Consider the following 15609-nt stretch of genomic DNA (forward strand, 5'->3'; position numbering starts at 1 on the left):
TTTCATTCCCATAAAGCCTTATTTCCAAACAAAAATAAGACTGCCGGACAAGGTCCCAACAGTCGGAGCTAGTTTATTTTTTGTCTTTCATCATTTTTTGAATCGCACCGAGGTCTTTCGGTACATTTCCACTCATAATGGCTTGAACGAGCTGGTCTTCTTTTGCTTTAGGTACGTCTCGCTTTGCTACTTTTGCAATTCTTTGAATCAAGTCACGTACGACCTGCTCATCTTTCAAGTTTGCCGATTGTACTGATTGGGCAAGTTTGAGTACTTCTCCCATCCCGACACCGGTTTTCTTTTCAAATCCTCCGAAGAATTTGTTTAACAAGCTGATCCTCTCCTTCCCGCTATCGCCTTATTCATAGTGTATGAAAAGTCAAAGAGGGTGACTGGACTCGTGCCTATGTAGAAAAAGTCAGGATAGCCTTACCTAAACTAAAAAAGCCTGAAGGTCCCCCCCAGGGTCCTTCAAGCTCGTCATTTTTTAGCAACCGCCATCGACGTAAGATGCGCCGATGATGATTAGCAAAATAAACAATACGACTAACAAAGCAAATCCTTCACCTTTTCCGTATGACAAAGAAATCCCCTCCAACCTCGTTTTCTTGCTGTTCGTTCATCACACAATATGTACGAATGACTGGTTAAGTGTGGGCTATTAAAAAGGTTAGGCTCTGTCGATTCGAAAGTAAAACCATCAGGATCTACGTTTATTTCTATTTTTTTCTAAATAGCGTGTATAAACAGTCTTATAGGGGAAAAGAAACACTACAGCTGGACAAGCAAATCCTTGAAGCTGCCATTTTACGGATCGAGAGGAGAAAGAAACATGAAGTACCGCATTGAACATACGAACACTTTCCGTTATGACACGCCCGTGGACCAAAGCATGAACTACATTCGGTTAAAACCGAAAACTGACGAGTGTCAACGGCTGTTGGAATATCAGTCGGACATTACTCCTGCTTCATTAACAAAAGAGACAACCGACTTATGGGGAAACACAGTGGAGACGTTCTTTATCCCGGAGATACACGAAGTGTTAGAGGTGAAAACCACTTCCACTGTTAGCATTCAACGTAGTCCGTTTATTCGCATGGTTGACTACACGCTGGAAATGAGAAACATCTTTCATTCCAACTTGTTCAGAAAACACTATCTCGCTTTTCTTAAGGACACGCCCTATACCTTTTTATATATAGACCAGATTGAAGAGGTCGTTAAAGAAATCGGGGAAAATACAAATCCCGTTCAATTCTCTCTCGATGTGATGGGGTATGTTTATGAAAAGTTCTCGTATGACACTGAGGCAACGAACGTGAATACGAAAGCGAGTGAATCTCTCCCGTTACAAAGAGGCGTTTGCCAAGATTTCGCCCACGTCATGCTCGGTATTCTCAGAGCGAATAGCATTCCCGCTAGGTACGTAAGCGGCTACCTTTATGTTGGGGAAAAGTCAGCCCTCGTTGGTGACGCTGCGTCTCACGCGTGGGTCGAAGTGATGGTTCCTGGCATTGGCTGGTGCGGTCTCGATCCGACTAATAATGTAGAAGCCCTTGAGAACCACATTAGAATCAGTACCGGTCGCGATTATTCAGACCTTAGCCCTCTTCAAGGTGTGTATCGCGGTGGCAGTCAGAGCCTTGAGGTAAGCGTGAGTTGTACGCTGCTTGATGCACCTGTTGAACAAGTGTACTAACAAAAAAGCCGATCGCAACCGTGTGCGATCGGCTTCTTTTTTTCACAGATGGTGAAATGATACTTTACTCCCCAAAGTGTCTTTCAACGTAAACCCGTTCTTCTTCCTTTGTCATGAGTCTCGTGGCTCTCCCAACGGTTCCACCTTGTAGTCTCCAAATGGAATTATGGTCCTCCACAGCCTTCGAAAAGTCTTCTTCACTCCACCTGCTCAAAATCCCATGATAAATGGCTTCATGTGTATAGCTGTTTCGCTCGACGACTTTTAACAAGTGATTCACCGTCTCACCAGTAATGAGAATGTGTCCCCACTTCGGGCTTGAGTGCACTTTTTGGTGAGACATATGATGAATCACTTCTTGCATTCGCTCCTCCTCCATGGAAAAGGGGTACCGCTCCCGAAGCTCATCTACCGTAGGCACTTTCACAATGTCCTCAATGACGAGGGGCTCTTCTTTTTTCACAGGCTTATGATCCTCAGTTAACTCAGCAGCTTCTGCTGTTTCCTCAAGGTTCGCCTCATGTTGGGCGTCAAGCCAGTAGTTCGTACTAAATCCTACAATAACCGTGAATATAAGGAGGATGGCTGTTATTTTAGCGGCTTTCATTCAATTCTCCTTTGTATGTCTGTCCATTCAATGCACAGAGATCTTCTCTTAATGCGGGCGTATCCGGAAAGACGAACACTTGATAGCTCGGATTGTTTCGATTTCTCATCGTGTGTTCCAAATCATGCCCCATTCGGATCAACTGTATAGCGAGGGACTTTTTGTATATATTTTTTAACGCTTTTTTCTCACGCACACGATTCACCACACCATTCAATTAATTTTTCTCCCGCTTCAGCGTTATAAAGAGAAATGGCATAGCTCAAGTCGCACGCATCACACTCTCTCAACGCAGCCGCAAGCATATGTAAATCGTCCAGAATATATAAGTCGCTTTCAGGATCCAAGGAATTCTCTAGGTATTTGTAAAAAAAGAAGTAGTTCTCTCGCGATTCACTGTAGATATTGTCTTTTAACAACTCTACTAAGTCCAAAAGCTTTTGGTAATTCATTCTATCACTCCTACAATTTATCCAGTCTTTATTATCTAGTAAATTGGTATAGGTTTCAAGTAAATGACAGAATTTTTACTATTTTAATCACTATAAGGGTGGTTCTCCATTCCATAATGACCTTCGCTTTTAGTGGTGGTCTCACCTTTACACACTTATCTCCGCCAATTTAAGAATAAGTACGCCAATTACACATTTATCTCCGCTAATTCAAAAATAAGTAAGCTAATTACACACTTATCTCCGCTAAACGCAATATAAGTCGTTCTTTCGCGACTCGAAAGACCTCCTACGGTTACATCACTTAAATGGATTTTTGAGGCAACCCGAGTTACCGAAAGACAACTTTCTTTGTCCTTATAACGAACGGCGCTACTGAACGACCACCATAAAAAAAAGACACGGCCTATGCGCCATGTCCTTTGCTATCTTCTATATTCCTCGCTTTTTCCCTTTTCCACAATCGCCTAAAAAGGTAACAGCATCTCTTGTGGCGTTCAAGTGTTTCACCGTTTTGTCATACTCCATCGAGGCTACGCACATAAACAATGTATCAATGACTTGAAGTTGAGCAATTCGAGACGATGTCGCTCCGCTTCGAAACGTGGACTCTCTCGTCGCGGACGTGTATAGCTTAATGTCAGCCTGCTCGGATACAGGTGACGTACCGTACTTCGTTAAACTGATCGTGTTCACGTTTTGATTGTTCGCAAGCTTGAGGATTTTGGCCACCTCTCTTGTTTCACCTGAGAAGGAAACGCCTACGACCGCGTCTTTTTCTGTGGCATTGGCAATCATCGTTGCTGCCATATGGATGTCTGTGAACGCATAGGCCGTTTTATCAATACGAACAAACTTCTGCTGGGCGTCCTGAGCAATAATTCCTGATGCTCCAACACCAAAAAAGTGAATACGCTCCGCATCTTTCAACACATGAACCGCACGCTCAAGCTCCTCTGTGTTTAGCATTTCCGCTGTTTCTCTAATTGTATGAATGCTGTTATTCGTCATTTTATCAATGATTGATGTAATCGATTCGTTCGGTACGATATCACGCAACCCGTAGTCGGTCGTTTTTTGCAAATCCCCGGCTATACGGAGCTTTAAGTCCTGCACACCTTTTAAATCAAGGGATTTGCACAACCGAATCACCGCCGCTCCACTCGTGGAACTTCTTTTTCCTAGCTCACTTGCCGTAAGAGAGATGGCTTCTTCAGGGTTATCGATGATGTATTGCGCAATTTTTCTTTCAGATGGTGGTAATAGGGGCAGCATCTCCGTTAGCATGACAAGCCCGCCGGTCATATAAGACATGGGATCACTCACTTTACATGAGGCTACTGAGATTAAATGCTTCAGCGCCTGTTATTTAAATCGTTATTGGTTAGATTATACTAAATTTCTCGCTTCATCACATGAAACGTGCGCGAAACGTGAAAGCCTGATTTTTTATAAAGGTAGCCTGCAGAAGACGTTTCACTGGTCCACAGGAACCAAGCACCGTGGGCTCCTTCACTTTTCATCACCTGAAGGCATTCGTGAAGCAAAATCTTTCCGAGCCCTTTTCCTTGTTCTGTTTCATCCACTCCAAAAGGCCCGAAACGCTCGATCACCCCGTCATACGCCCCATACATGCAAAAGCCGACCACGCGATCGAAGTGCCTCGCTACGAATATTCTTTCCATCGGGATTCCGTGTAAAACCCCTTCGCGAATGGCTCTCCCCCAATCGGGATTAAACTTTTCGTTTGCAAACGAAATCGCCTCGTACAGATCTTTTTCACGAGCACGTGTAAACGTATAGCCTTCGCTTTCTCTCGTCATTTTCAATTCATCGATCACCTTTGGCTTTTCATAGCCTACGAGGCTTTTGTCCATGGCCACTGGTGAATACTGACGTTTATACCCTCTTTTTTGTAAAAAAGCATAGCCTCTTGGATAGGCCTTTTCATCAATACCGGGGAGGATGTAATTTGGTGCGTACGAAGCGAAAAAAATAGTTGACCTTCCGGCATTTTTCAGAAAATCCTCAGCTTCATCAAACAAACGAGTGGCAACTTCTTTTTGCCTGTAGCCGGGCTTAACAAAAAAGAACGTAATCCATCCATTGTCTGGCTCCAAGTCAGCACCCGTCATTGGAAGCAACCTTCGAATAGCATATACACATCCAACAAGCTGTCCCTCATCACTAGCAATCCGCAATCCCTCAGGGTCAAAATTGGCATCGAGCAAAACGGTGTTTCTAAATCGCTTCATATGGATCGGATCTTGTGGCAGACATTCGTTCCACAAATCAATGAGTGCTTGTTCATCTCCTGATTGGTAGTGACGATAAGTGACCATAATCATCCTCCTAATATAAATAGAATGGTTTCACCAAGCCTTTGAATTGCTCTTCCTCCTTGGCGCACGTAGCGAAGAAGGCATCCGTATCCTGACGTAAAATCTGCTCTCGTAACGTTTTAGTACCTGCCAAAAGGTCGAAGAAATACTTGCCGTTCGTGTGTTGCACAAATGAGAACTCTCTTGGATAAAGGGTCGCAACTGTACGTAGTAGCGTGACTCCTGCTTTAAGGGGTTTGAGTGCCATCCGGTCTACCACATGGAGCTGAACCCCACCACAAACCTCATCTTTATGCTTTTGATATGTAGGTACAAACGAAGTCGGACGCGCCACAACGCCGGGAATGTTCAGTTGATTAAAAGCTTCCGCCAGCTCCGCTCCGTCAATAAAAGGAGCACCGACATATTCAAAGGGCTTCGTTGTTCCTCTCCCTTCAGACACGTTCGTGCCCTCAAATAGACAAGTACCTGGATATAGGACAGCCATATCAACCGTCGGGGCATTTGGTGATGAAGGAACCCAACAAAGCCCGGTATCATCATAAAACATGTCTCGCATCCATCCGTCCATTTCAACGACGGTAAGCTCACAATTGTAATGGAACTCGTCCTTAAACAACCAAGCCAGTTCTCCGATCGTCAATCCATGACGGTTCGGAATCGGCAACAGACCAACAAACGACCTTACGTCTTCTTCAACTACATTTCCTTCAATTTGAGCCCCTGAAATCGGGTTGGGACGGTCAAGGACCACAAAATGCTTATCGTATGCTTCGCACGCTTCCATCATGTAAGCCATCGTGTAAATGTACGTATAATACCTGGAACCGATATCTTGTAAATCAAACACCACAACGTCCACGTCTTCAAGCATTTGTTCACTCGGTTTTTTTGACTTGCCATATAAGCTGTATACGGGAATCCCTGTCTTTTTATCCACGGTCGAACGAACAGATTCCCCCTCCTTCGCATCGCCACGAATTCCGTGCTCTGGGGCGTAAAGGGCCGTTAATTGGATATGGGGATGACGGTGAAACAGGTCAATGGACGGGATGAAATCTTTATTCACACCGGTCATGTTCGTCACAAGGCCGATTCGCTTTCCTTCGAATGGTTGGTATTCTTCGTCTAAGAACCGATCCAATCCAAGTTTGATTGTAATCGCCTCCTTTTTCTCGTTATTGTGATATAGGAAACCCGGGTATGTGAGCACCTTTTCTTACATTTGACCCGATTCTGTATTTTAACGTTTGAGCGTAGGTTGTCCGGTTCAAGCATCCACGGGTCGTTCCTAATGCTTTATAGTAGTCGTAATAGCGAAAAGAGCTTGCATTCATTACAAACCAGTACTCGCTTATTGCCTTTAAATACGTTTCGAATTCTTCTGTCACATCTACATAAATGTCCGGTTCGTATTCCGTGTCTTCCCAATTCTCACTGTGAAACACTTGTCTAATACCATGAGGAGGAAGGCCATCCAATTCAAAGCCAGGCAACGCCGCTTTAAGCCACGCCCCTTCCACAATTTTCGGGCATGCGGCGTGATCGGGATGCATGCTTTTTGTCCAGTGCGTAATCACGAGGTTTGGCTTTTCTTTTCGAAAAATCGTAGCCACGCGGGAGACCGTTTCATCATCTACGAAAAGCTCCGCGTCTTTGTAATCAAGAGTCATCGTGTGAACACCGAGAATACTAGCTGCCGCTTTAGATTCTCGTATTTTTTGATTCTTGTATTCTTTTACACTCGTATGAGGTGGGTTGCCTTTTTCACCAGCAGTAAGGTGAAGGAACGTGACCTTGTGTCCGGCTTTCGCATATTTATGGGCAATCGCTCCGGCCGCAAGCTCTACATCGCCACAATGGGCTCCAACGAACATAATATGGTCTTTTGCCAAAAAAAACGGCTCCTTTCATTTGGCTTCATAACAAGTTAAAGAGTGACCGGTGCTTTCCCTTTGACATCCTCTTTTCCAAAGATTGCTTTTGCTGCGATTTTTAATGCAGGATAGCTAAATTCGTATGTGGCCATGTACGCTCCCACTCCCGGCGGCAAGTGAGCGAGGTCGTAAGGGCTTCTCATAGCAACGACGATCACCGTCTTGTTTTTCTGAACCAAGTATTTGATAAGAGTCACTTCCTCACTGTTCGGGCCAGCTGAAAGTGTACCAACGATAAACGTAGACGTGTCGTTCATAATGGCGTCTAGCTCTTCGACTGTTTTAGGCAACGTATACGTTTTGGCACCTTCGCATACAGACTTTACAGCTTCTCCTAGTGCTAAGTGCGCGTATTTCTCGTCTTCTACTTGCATCGTTTTTTGGTTTACTGGCTCAAGCACCACCACTTGATCGGTCTTTAAAGGTAGAGCCCCTTCGTTTTTTACGACAGTGACACTTTGTTTATACACTTCTTCGGCAAGCCTTTCGTGTTCCTCGCAACCGACAACAGTAGCAATGGGGCCGTCTGTAACACTCGTATTTTCCCACGTCGCATAGGTGTCTTTTAACTTCGACACACGAGCACATGCTTGATCAATCAACGCTTCATCCAAGTCACCATTTACAACCGCACCTTTAATCGCTTCAAGCGCCCCTTTTTGTTTGTCCAATGTATGAGAAATCATAACGATATCCACGCCTGCTTTGACCGCGGCCAGTCCGCCTTTTTCTGTACCCACGGTTTTTCCGATCGCATCCATTTCCATGCAATCGGTCGTGACCACACCGTCAAAACCGAGCTCTTCACGAAGAAGCCCTGTCACGATGGTTTTAGATAATGTAGCTGGAACACCCTCTTCTTTCTCAAGAGCCGGGAAGTGAATGTGCGCCGTCATCACCGTATCTGCCCCTTCTTGAATGCACGCTCGAAACGGCTTAAGCTCGACCTCATTTAAGCGCTCCATCGAATGAGGAATGGTTGGAAGCCCTAAATGGGAATCTACATTCGTGTCGCCGTGACCAGGAAAGTGCTTGAGCGTGGTGATCATGCCCCCTTCCTGCATACCTTTCATCGCTTCACGTCCGAATGAGGCTACCTTATCCGCTTCTTCTCCAAATGATCGAACACCGATCACCGGATTATCCGGGTTATTGTTCACATCAAGAACCGGCGCCAAGTTCCAGTTCATGCCGAGAGCCTTTAATTCCTTTGCCGTTGCTAACCCAATATCATAGCTGTACGATTCCTTTTGCGTGGCACCGATCGCCATCGCTCCGGGAAGTAACGTAGTCCCTTTTTCGAGTCTGCGTACAACACCATTTTCTTGGTCCACACAAATCAATAAAGGCTGCGCGTGCCCTGCTTTTTTCGCCGTACGTTGTAAATCTGTAGTGAGTCGTAATACTTGCTCTGGTGATTCTATATTTCTAGCAAATAAGATGATCCCACCTACATGATAGTCTTGGATAAATTGCTTTACGTCTCTTGGTACTGTCGTGCCATCAAAGCCGATCACCAATAGCTGACCGATCTTCTTTTCTAACAGTGTCGTCATAGGAAAGCTCCTCTCGTTTCTAATCAATAATATGTGCTCGAACGATGTTATGGAGCAGCGGGCGAAGGCGAACAATCGGTTTTTCCCTGCCAAAATGAACGCGGTTCGTCAAAAGAATCACGCTAAGCTCCGCCTCAGGATCAATCCAAAGACTCGTTCCTGTATAGCCGGTGTGCCCGTATGACTTATCCGAAAAGAAATCGCCGCACGAGCTCAGTGCAGGGCTTTTCATATCCCAACCAAGGCCTCGGTGTTGAGGCGCAAAAGAAGTAAGGTTTTCTCGCGCCAAACGTGTGGTCACAGGTGACAACAGACGTTTTCCACGAAACACCCCGTCCTGCTCAAACATGGATACGATTTTTTGCAAGTCGCCAACCGTCGAAAACAGCCCCGCGTTTCCACTAACCCCACCCATCCATTCGGCATTATCATCGTGAACGACGCCGTGTTTGTAGTCATTCAAGTACTCGCTGTATTCCGTAGCCGCATACCGTTCACGTGGGAAGTCAGGGTTAAACCCGGATTCAGTCATCTCAAGGGGCTCGAAAACCTCCCGTTCAACAAACCGGTCGAAGCGTTCTCCCGTAATCGTCTCCACAATCTTATACAACAAAATGAACCCCAAACAGCTGTAAATCACCTGTTCTCCGATCGGCGCTTCAAGCTTCTCTTGATATATCCTCTCGATGACTTCATCCTTCCCTAGCTTTTCTTCATAATAAGGGCGATGAGCAGGGAGTCCTGACGTGTGCGTGAGCAAGTGCTTAATCGTAATCGCTTCTTTATCAGGTGAAATCATTTTGGGTAAAAAAAACGACGCCTTGTCATCGAGCCTCAGCTTCCCTCTTTCCAATAGAAGAAGAACCGCAGGTAACGTGGTAGTCACCTTCGTTAAGGAGGCTACGTCAAATACGGTGTTTCGTTTCATCGGCTGTTTATCCGGAAAAATCGTTCTGTATCCGACTGCTTCTTCTAGAATGACTTCTCCTTTATGAGAAACGGATACGACCGCTCCTGGAATTTCACCCATTTGCATGAATTCGTCGAGTAAGGCGAGAACGTCTTGTTTCATTTCGTATCCACTCCTTTTTTATACTGGTCGTACCTTTTCCATGTGGTGTAACCAAGCTTTCCGTAAAATTCCGTAAGGCCCGTCCAATCAATGACGATGCGGTCCACGTTTCGCTCTCTGAGAACCCGAACCGCTTCTTTTACAATGGCAAGCCCGTAGCCGTATTTTCGGTAATGACGGTCTACGCCAAGGGGACCAATTCCTCCTAATCTCCCGTCAAACAGCGGTGCCCAGTACACGTTTTGGGCAATAAAAGGGGACTCAGGATCGTTGACTCGGCAGAACCCAATGATACGGTCATCCTTTTTGATTACTACAAACGCACTCCCGTCTCCGCCTTTTTCAAAATACCGAATCGCCTCGTACTCCCATCTACCAGGAAAAGAGCGATGCAAAAAGGAGAGGAGATCGTCTTTTTCTTCTTCTTTTAATATGGAGAACGTAGCATCACTAGGGCTCACTCGATCCGGAACAGGTTCTTCCCCGTACTCACAAATCATGTCCACGTCCTGACCGTACGGCACATGATGGACGTAGCCTCTATTCTCAAACCAGCGTTTCACTGAAGTCGATTCATAAGGGATACCCGGGAAGTAGTGCCACGGGTCCCGCCCAAGGACGAGTTCTTCCGCTCCTGCCTCCTGTAACGTAGTTTCCGCATGGTGGAGTAATCGTGTTCCAACCCCTTGGTTTTGGTACTTGGACGAAACAAGAAGGACTTGTATCCACCCAAGGGATTTGGGCATCGAAACGGTCATTTTTTCTTGCCACCTTTTGGCGACGATAAAGCCAGCTACGTGACCCTCATCTGTGATTGCCAACCTGGACGCCTCTTGATCTACGTTTTGATCGTGAAAGCTATTTTGTAAAAACAACGCTTTTCGCATTGGAAAACGCTCGTGTAATTCTTCGTTCCATAAGGCAACCATGTCATCGAGTCGTTCTTCTTGAAGTGGGTGTAGTTGCATATGCGTTCACCTCCACTGTTGGTTTTGGAGAAGGCACTGAAAAAGTTTGCTTTTTAACTTTTTCAATGCCTTCGATTTTGGACGGGCTGAAGGGGAGTTATGATGAATTTCGTTTGGTTTATAATGGATTTGCAGGCGTTTATGATGAATTTGGTGCTGTTTATAATGAATTTGCGGGCTTTTATAATGAATTTCGCACCGTTTATAATGAATTTCGCCCCATTTATAATGAATCTCCTCTTCCACCGCCCCCCTAAAAAGGCAGCGCCAGTTTCCCCATCGCAACCGCTTTTTTTGCCCCAGTCGCTGTTGGCGTGTTATTCGGTTTCAACCGCAAAAATTCATTGCCGAAAATCGCAAAAGCGATCGCCTCTTTCGCGTCACTGGAGAAGTCGACCTCTTCCATGGACTTGACCGGCAGTTGCAATTCGGCAGCCAAGCCATTCATGATCACCCGGTTGTGAACGCCACCGCCACCAACGAACACTTCTTGGATGTTGGCGGACTTAGGAACTTGTTCTTTCACTGTCATAGCAATCGACCGAACCGTATAAGCAGTCACCGTTGCCACAATGTCTTCGAACGTGAAGCCTTGCTCGATCCCCTCCTGCCAAATGGCATTGGCTCGTTGTTCCGTGTAATATTCCCTTCCCGTACTTTTCGGGTATGGTAATGTCAAAAAACGATCGAATGCCATCAGTTGGTCGAGCCAACGTTCTTTTACCTCCCCTTTAGAAGCGATCTCGCCCCCTTCATCAAAAGCAAGCCGCCCTTTTGAACCAATACGGACGATCGCATCAACAAGTACGTTGCCAGGTCCCGTATCAAAAGCGACCACAGGCTCTTCTTGATTCCGTTGTGGGGGAAGAACGGTCAAGTTCGCCATTCCTCCGATATTGGCAAGGATTCGTCCTTTTTCCTTGTGTCGAAATAGAAGTTCGTCTACAAAAGGAACAAGAGGCGCTCCCTGACCACCAACTGCCATGTCACTCGGCCTGAAATCTCCGACTGTCACGCAACCCGTTTCGTGAGCAATAACCGACAGCTCACCAATTTGAAGGGTCGCCTGGTCATCCGGCATGTGATGAATGGTTTGACCATGTGAGCTAACAAAGTCGATGTCGCTCAATTCAACATCCGAGTGAGCAACCACGTTTTTCACCGCTTCTGCCATAAGCATGCCGAGCTCCACATTTAGTTTACAAATCAAATCCACTGAAGACGTTTCCCTGTGGCAGGCGTGCAAAATTCTTTCTTTCATGTCTCCATCGTATGGATACGTTTTAAAAGCGAGGAGTTTGACCTCCGTTGAAAAACCAGAACCGCGGATTTCCACCAAAGCGGCATCGATCCCGTCTAATGACGTCCCTGACATGAGACCCACAGCGAGGACTCGTTCTTTTTTAAGAGGAATCATGTGTTTCACTCCCATTCTGTTCTCGTTATTCTATCGTCACCGGTAAATGCCCCGTTACTTTTCGTTTGCCATAAATCGCATCTGCCGCTACCTGCAGTGCTGGTGTATTGAATTCGTACGTGGCAATACATGCGTTTGCCTTTTCAACAAGGGATAAATCATACGGGCTTCGCATGGCCACGACAATAATGTTTTTATTTAATGCCATCAACTCTACTAAAAGTTCTTGCTGTTTTGGTGACTGGTTAGCCGTAACCGTGCCGACAATCAACAGGGAGTACCCCTTTGCTTTTTCCACAATCTCTGGGACCCCATCAGAGAGTACAACCGAATCGGCATCGGGATCATAGCGTTCGATGGCTTCTTTTAACCCATCTGTTGAAAAGCGCTTGTCTTCAACCATTGTTAGATAGCCATTTTCCGGATAAATAACGAGGGTTTTCTCGGCTGGTGATAACGGAAGAATTCCGTCGTTTTTAACGATCGTCACACCGGCAGCCATTGCCTCTTGAGCGAGGATTTGATGGGCTTTACAACCCACCACACTAGGCACCTTTATTCGACTTTCTTCTGTATGTACATCTTCCCAGCGCAAGTATTTCTGTTTTAAATGATCGATTCGTTTCCACGCCTCGTTGATAACTTGTTCAGAGATGGTACCGTTCTTTACCGCTGTTTGAATGGTTTTTAACGTTTTGTACTGCTCAGCTTTAAGGTTTGAAATCATTACAAGGTCTGCTCCAGCTAGAATGGCTTTTACGGCTCCTTGATCGGTTCCAGTTCGTTTTGATATGGCGTCCATTTCCATACAGTCGGTCGTGATCACGCCTTGAAAACCAAGCTTTTTACGTAAGAGGTCAGTTAACACAGTTCCGGAGAGTGTTGCGGGTAAATTAGGTGTTTTTTCAAGTGCTGGGAAGGAAATATGAGACGTCATCACAACATCGGCTCCTTCTTCTATACAACGCTTGAAGGGGACAAGCTCGACTTCTTCAAGCCTAGAAAGGGTGTGTGGAATAACAGGAAGCGCCAAGTGGGAGTCCACATTTGTATCTCCGTGTCCGGGAAAATGTTTAAGGGTCGTGATGATACCGGCCCTTTGCATTCCTTTCATCGATTCGGCACCCATGATCCCTACATCATCAGGATTTTCACCAAAGGAGCGAACGTTAATAACCGGGTTTTGAGGATTATTGTTCACATCCACGGTCGGCGCCAGGTTCCAATTGATCCCTAACGCACCGAGTTCTTTTCCTGTTGCTTCCCCTACCCGATGAGCGAGGGATGGGTGTTTCGTCGCCCCTAACAGCATGGATCCAGGAAAAACAGTGGTGCCATCACCAAGACGGCGAACGACCCCGTTTTCTTGATCGGTACAAATCAATAGTGGATGTTTGTGGCCTGCTTCTTTCGCCACTCGTTGCAGGCGTGTGGTAAGTAATAGTACGTCTTCAGGTGAACCGATGTTTCGGCCGAATAAAATGATCCCGCCTACGTGATGGTGTTTGATGAGGTCAACAATCTCGTCTGATAAACGAGCAGGGTGTTCAGCTTTAAAGCCAAACACCATCATCTGCCCGATCTTTTCTGTTAGGTTCATTATTCTTTCACTCCGCCCATTGTAAGCCCTTTAATAAAGTAGCGTTGGAAGATGAGGAAGAAGATAATAATTGGTACTGCAGCCACTGTCGCCCCTGCCATAAGGAACTTAAAGTCTGCTAGGTTCGCATCTTGAAGGGTTTTCAGTCCTGCCGGTAGTGTCATCAGGTCTACATCGTTGATGACAATAATTGGCCACAAGAAGGCATTCCATACAAGTACGAACGTAAAGATTCCGAGCGTGGCCATTGCCGGTCTCGCTAGTGGCAAGATGATCTTATAAAAGATCTTCCATTCGCTGGCTCCGTCTATTTTTGCGGCTTCAATAAGTTCATCAGGGATCGATAATAAGAATTGCCGCATTAAAAACACACCAAATGCCAGTGCCAAGTTCGGTAGTATGAGAGCCCAGTGGGTGTCAAAGAGCTGTAACTCCTGGACGATAATAAAGGTTGGAACGAGTGTGACTTGCTCTGGAATCATCATCGTTGAAATGATCACCCAGAAGATAATCCACTTTCCAGGGAAGTCTTTTTTTGCCAATACATAACCTGCCATCGTATCAATCAACACAATAATCGCTGTCGTTAAAACAGCAATGTACAAACTATTAAACAGCCATTTCATCACCGGCGTTCTCGTAAACAACCGATTGAACGCTCCAAATGACTTTTCTCTCACTTCAGTCATGAGTTCTCCGTGTACTTCTGCTTGTTCAAGATCCCCTGCCCGCTCGGCTTCCCGTTTCTTTTGCCATTGGGATATGTATTCCGTAATCCCGACAGGATAAAGCTTTGGTGGGGCCGATTCGACATAAGAGACCGGACGGTCCATTTCTTCGTTTTGATAACTCGGAAGCTGGAAGGCCGTTGAGAACACCCAATACAAAGGAAGAAGAGAGACGATGGCGATAGCTAATAATATCGTAATTGAAACTGGTTTTTTAAGTTTCCTAATCATACTCATCTGCCTCCTTTATTTGTCTGTTCGAAGCGCCTTAAACTGCGCGATCGCAAAGCCCATTAAGATTAAGAACAAAATGACCGACTGTGCCGATGCCAAACCAAAGTTGAAGTCTCGGAAGGCCGTCTTATAAATCACGTGAACAAGGGTTTCGGTCGAATACCCGGGTCCCCCTCCGGTCATCATAATGATTTGTGTAAACACTTGGAACGACCCAATCGTACTAATGATCACCAAATACAACGTGGTTGGCTTTAGCATTGGGATCGTAATTTTCATAAACTTCTGGAACGAATTCGCCCCATCAATTTCTGCTGCTTCGTATAAAGAAGGACTAATATTGTTCATTGCTGCTAAATAAATGATGATCCCTGCTCCTGGAGGTATAAGTATCGCCATAATCATGAGGGACGGGAGCGCCGTGGACGTTTGTCCAAGCCAGTTCACAGGCTCAAAGCCGAAAAATCCGATTATGTAGTTAAACAACCCAAACCGATAGTTATACATCCAACGCCAGACCATCGCGATAATAACCATGGAGGTTACCGTTGGAAGGTAAAAGGCTGAGCGGAAAAACGTTTGCGATATGCTTCCTAAGGGTTGAATCAATGCAGCAATGACAAGTGCCGTAATGATAAACGCTGGGACTGTTACGATGGTATAAAGAAAAGTATTCCATAAGGCCGCTCTGAAGATTGGACTTTGAAACGCCTCAAAATAGTGTTTAAAGCCGACATAATCGACTGTAAAAACGCCGCGATCCTGAAAGGAAATAATAAAGGCCCAAATGATCGGAATTAACATGAAAATCGTAAAGAAGATAAGTTTAGGCATTAAGAAAAAATAAGCAACCTTGTTTTTTTTGATCTTTGTCCATAACGTCGGTTTTTTCATGATAACCGATTCGTTAGACGGTTGCAGATTCGGATTTGAATTCATGATGCCGGCCTCCTTTCCATTTAGGTGTGATAGTGGTCATATCCTTGATTTATAA

The 15609-nt window shown here is 45.5% G+C and carries 18 protein-coding genes; 2 read left to right on the forward strand and 16 right to left on the reverse strand.

The features are described from left to right. Positions 1–73: 73 nt before the first annotated feature. Entirely contained in the window at positions 74–331 is a 258-nt protein-coding gene (locus tag G476_RS0117855; protein ID WP_026691298.1) for a stage VI sporulation protein F, read from the reverse strand. A 156-nt stretch (positions 332–487) separates the two neighbouring features. After that, positions 488–589: a YjcZ family sporulation protein gene (locus G476_RS23375; protein WP_156906638.1), complete on the reverse strand. Its 102-nt coding sequence runs from the start codon at positions 587–589 to the stop codon at positions 488–490. Positions 590–832: 243 nt separating this feature from the next. Between G476_RS23375 and G476_RS0117865 the strand changes: the two genes are divergently transcribed. Then, a complete protein-coding gene (locus tag G476_RS0117865) occupies positions 833–1702 on the forward strand; it encodes a transglutaminase family protein (RefSeq protein WP_026691299.1) in 870 nt (289 codons plus the stop codon). A gap of 64 nt (positions 1703–1766) precedes the next feature. On the opposite strand, the gene G476_RS22420 is transcribed toward G476_RS0117865, so the two are convergent. The 10 genes from G476_RS22420 to G476_RS0117915 form a co-directional block, all read right to left on the reverse strand. Further along, positions 1767–2309, reverse strand: coding sequence for a DUF6241 domain-containing protein (locus G476_RS22420; RefSeq protein WP_051314911.1), 543 nt, complete (start codon positions 2307–2309; stop codon positions 1767–1769). Then, positions 2296–2517 carry a hypothetical protein gene (locus G476_RS0117875; RefSeq protein ID WP_245579699.1) on the reverse strand — a complete coding sequence of 74 codons (222 nt, stop codon included), beginning with the start codon at positions 2515–2517 and terminating at the stop codon, positions 2296–2298. The genes G476_RS22420 and G476_RS0117875 overlap by 14 nt, the downstream gene beginning before the upstream one ends. Beyond that, positions 2498–2761 carry a hypothetical protein gene (locus tag G476_RS0117880; protein WP_026691301.1) on the reverse strand — a complete coding sequence of 88 codons (264 nt, stop codon included), beginning with the start codon at positions 2759–2761 and terminating at the stop codon, positions 2498–2500. Before G476_RS0117880 ends, G476_RS0117875 begins: the two co-directional genes overlap by 20 nt. A gap of 432 nt (positions 2762–3193) precedes the next feature. Continuing rightward, on the reverse strand, positions 3194–4075 hold the full coding sequence (locus G476_RS0117885) for a MurR/RpiR family transcriptional regulator (RefSeq protein ID WP_026691302.1): 882 nt from the start codon (positions 4073–4075) through the stop codon (positions 3194–3196). Between the two features lie 80 nt (positions 4076–4155). Beyond that, positions 4156–5103 carry a GNAT family N-acetyltransferase gene (locus G476_RS0117890; RefSeq protein WP_084405827.1) on the reverse strand — a complete coding sequence of 316 codons (948 nt, stop codon included), beginning with the start codon at positions 5101–5103 and terminating at the stop codon, positions 4156–4158. Positions 5104–5113: 10 nt separating this feature from the next. Continuing rightward, complete coding sequence (locus G476_RS0117895; RefSeq protein ID WP_245579694.1) at positions 5114–6316, reverse strand: exo-beta-N-acetylmuramidase NamZ family protein; 1203 nt, start codon at positions 6314–6316, stop codon at positions 5114–5116. Beyond that, positions 6282–6998, reverse strand: coding sequence for a PIG-L deacetylase family protein (locus tag G476_RS0117900; RefSeq protein ID WP_026691305.1), 717 nt, complete (start codon positions 6996–6998; stop codon positions 6282–6284). Before G476_RS0117900 ends, G476_RS0117895 begins: the two co-directional genes overlap by 35 nt. 35 nt (positions 6999–7033) lie before the next feature. Beyond that, positions 7034–8596 (reverse strand): beta-N-acetylhexosaminidase, encoded by a 1563-nt coding sequence (gene nagZ, locus G476_RS0117905; RefSeq protein WP_026691306.1) that lies wholly within the window; start codon positions 8594–8596, stop codon positions 7034–7036. A gap of 19 nt (positions 8597–8615) precedes the next feature. Then, positions 8616–9668 (reverse strand): serine hydrolase domain-containing protein, encoded by a 1053-nt coding sequence (locus G476_RS0117910; protein WP_026691307.1) that lies wholly within the window; start codon positions 9666–9668, stop codon positions 8616–8618. Beyond that, positions 9665–10636 (reverse strand): GNAT family N-acetyltransferase, encoded by a 972-nt coding sequence (locus G476_RS0117915; RefSeq protein ID WP_026691308.1) that lies wholly within the window; start codon positions 10634–10636, stop codon positions 9665–9667. The genes G476_RS0117910 and G476_RS0117915 overlap by 4 nt, the downstream gene beginning before the upstream one ends. Between G476_RS0117915 and G476_RS0117920 the strand changes: the two genes are divergently transcribed. After that, a complete protein-coding gene (locus G476_RS0117920) occupies positions 10621–10893 on the forward strand; it encodes a hypothetical protein (protein ID WP_156906629.1) in 273 nt (90 codons plus the stop codon). The two genes, G476_RS0117915 and G476_RS0117920, sit on opposite strands and share 16 nt — an antisense overlap. On the opposite strand, the gene G476_RS0117925 is transcribed toward G476_RS0117920, so the two are convergent. From G476_RS0117925 to G476_RS0117940, 4 genes are read right to left on the reverse strand one after another with little or no spacing between them, the layout of a single operon-like run. Beyond that, positions 10890–12053 carry an anhydro-N-acetylmuramic acid kinase gene (locus G476_RS0117925; RefSeq protein WP_035187277.1) on the reverse strand — a complete coding sequence of 388 codons (1164 nt, stop codon included), beginning with the start codon at positions 12051–12053 and terminating at the stop codon, positions 10890–10892. The genes G476_RS0117920 and G476_RS0117925 overlap by 4 nt on opposite strands. Before the next feature lie 25 nt (positions 12054–12078). Beyond that, entirely contained in the window at positions 12079–13653 is a 1575-nt protein-coding gene (locus G476_RS0117930) for a glycoside hydrolase family 3 protein (protein ID WP_026691311.1), read from the reverse strand. Continuing rightward, a complete protein-coding gene (locus G476_RS0117935) occupies positions 13653–14612 on the reverse strand; it encodes a carbohydrate ABC transporter permease (RefSeq protein ID WP_026691312.1) in 960 nt (319 codons plus the stop codon). The genes G476_RS0117930 and G476_RS0117935 overlap by 1 nt, the downstream gene beginning before the upstream one ends. A gap of 15 nt (positions 14613–14627) precedes the next feature. Next, a complete protein-coding gene (locus tag G476_RS0117940) occupies positions 14628–15554 on the reverse strand; it encodes a carbohydrate ABC transporter permease (RefSeq protein ID WP_026691313.1) in 927 nt (308 codons plus the stop codon). Between the last annotated feature and the right edge of the window lie 55 nt (positions 15555–15609).

This window comes from Alteribacter aurantiacus DSM 18675, assembly GCF_000429705.1.
Classification (GTDB): domain Bacteria; phylum Bacillota; class Bacilli; order Bacillales; family Salisediminibacteriaceae; genus Alteribacter; species Alteribacter aurantiacus.

Excerpts from the sequence above, each read along its gene's own strand:
- G476_RS0117865 (WP_026691299.1), top strand. The coding sequence starts at position 833 with ATGAAGTACCGCATTGAACATACGAACACTTTCCGTTATGACACGCCC.
- G476_RS22420 (WP_051314911.1), bottom strand. The coding sequence starts at position 2,309 with ATGAAAGCCGCTAAAATAACAGCCATCCTCCTTATATTCACGGTTATT.
- G476_RS0117880 (WP_026691301.1), bottom strand. The coding sequence starts at position 2,761 with ATGAATTACCAAAAGCTTTTGGACTTAGTAGAGTTGTTAAAAGACAAT.
- G476_RS0117885 (WP_026691302.1), bottom strand. The coding sequence starts at position 4,075 with ATGTCTTATATGACCGGCGGGCTTGTCATGCTAACGGAGATGCTGCCC.
- G476_RS0117890 (WP_084405827.1), bottom strand. The coding sequence starts at position 5,103 with ATGGTCACTTATCGTCACTACCAATCAGGAGATGAACAAGCACTCATT.
- nagZ (WP_026691306.1), bottom strand. The coding sequence starts at position 8,596 with ATGACGACACTGTTAGAAAAGAAGATCGGTCAGCTATTGGTGATCGGC.
- G476_RS0117910 (WP_026691307.1), bottom strand. The coding sequence starts at position 9,668 with ATGAAACAAGACGTTCTCGCCTTACTCGACGAATTCATGCAAATGGGT.
- G476_RS0117915 (WP_026691308.1), bottom strand. The coding sequence starts at position 10,636 with ATGCAACTACACCCACTTCAAGAAGAACGACTCGATGACATGGTTGCC.
- G476_RS0117925 (WP_035187277.1), bottom strand. The coding sequence starts at position 12,053 with ATGATTCCTCTTAAAAAAGAACGAGTCCTCGCTGTGGGTCTCATGTCA.
- G476_RS0117930 (WP_026691311.1), bottom strand. The coding sequence starts at position 13,653 with ATGAACCTAACAGAAAAGATCGGGCAGATGATGGTGTTTGGCTTTAAA.
- G476_RS0117935 (WP_026691312.1), bottom strand. The coding sequence starts at position 14,612 with ATGATTAGGAAACTTAAAAAACCAGTTTCAATTACGATATTATTAGCT.
- G476_RS0117940 (WP_026691313.1), bottom strand. The coding sequence starts at position 15,554 with ATGAATTCAAATCCGAATCTGCAACCGTCTAACGAATCGGTTATCATG.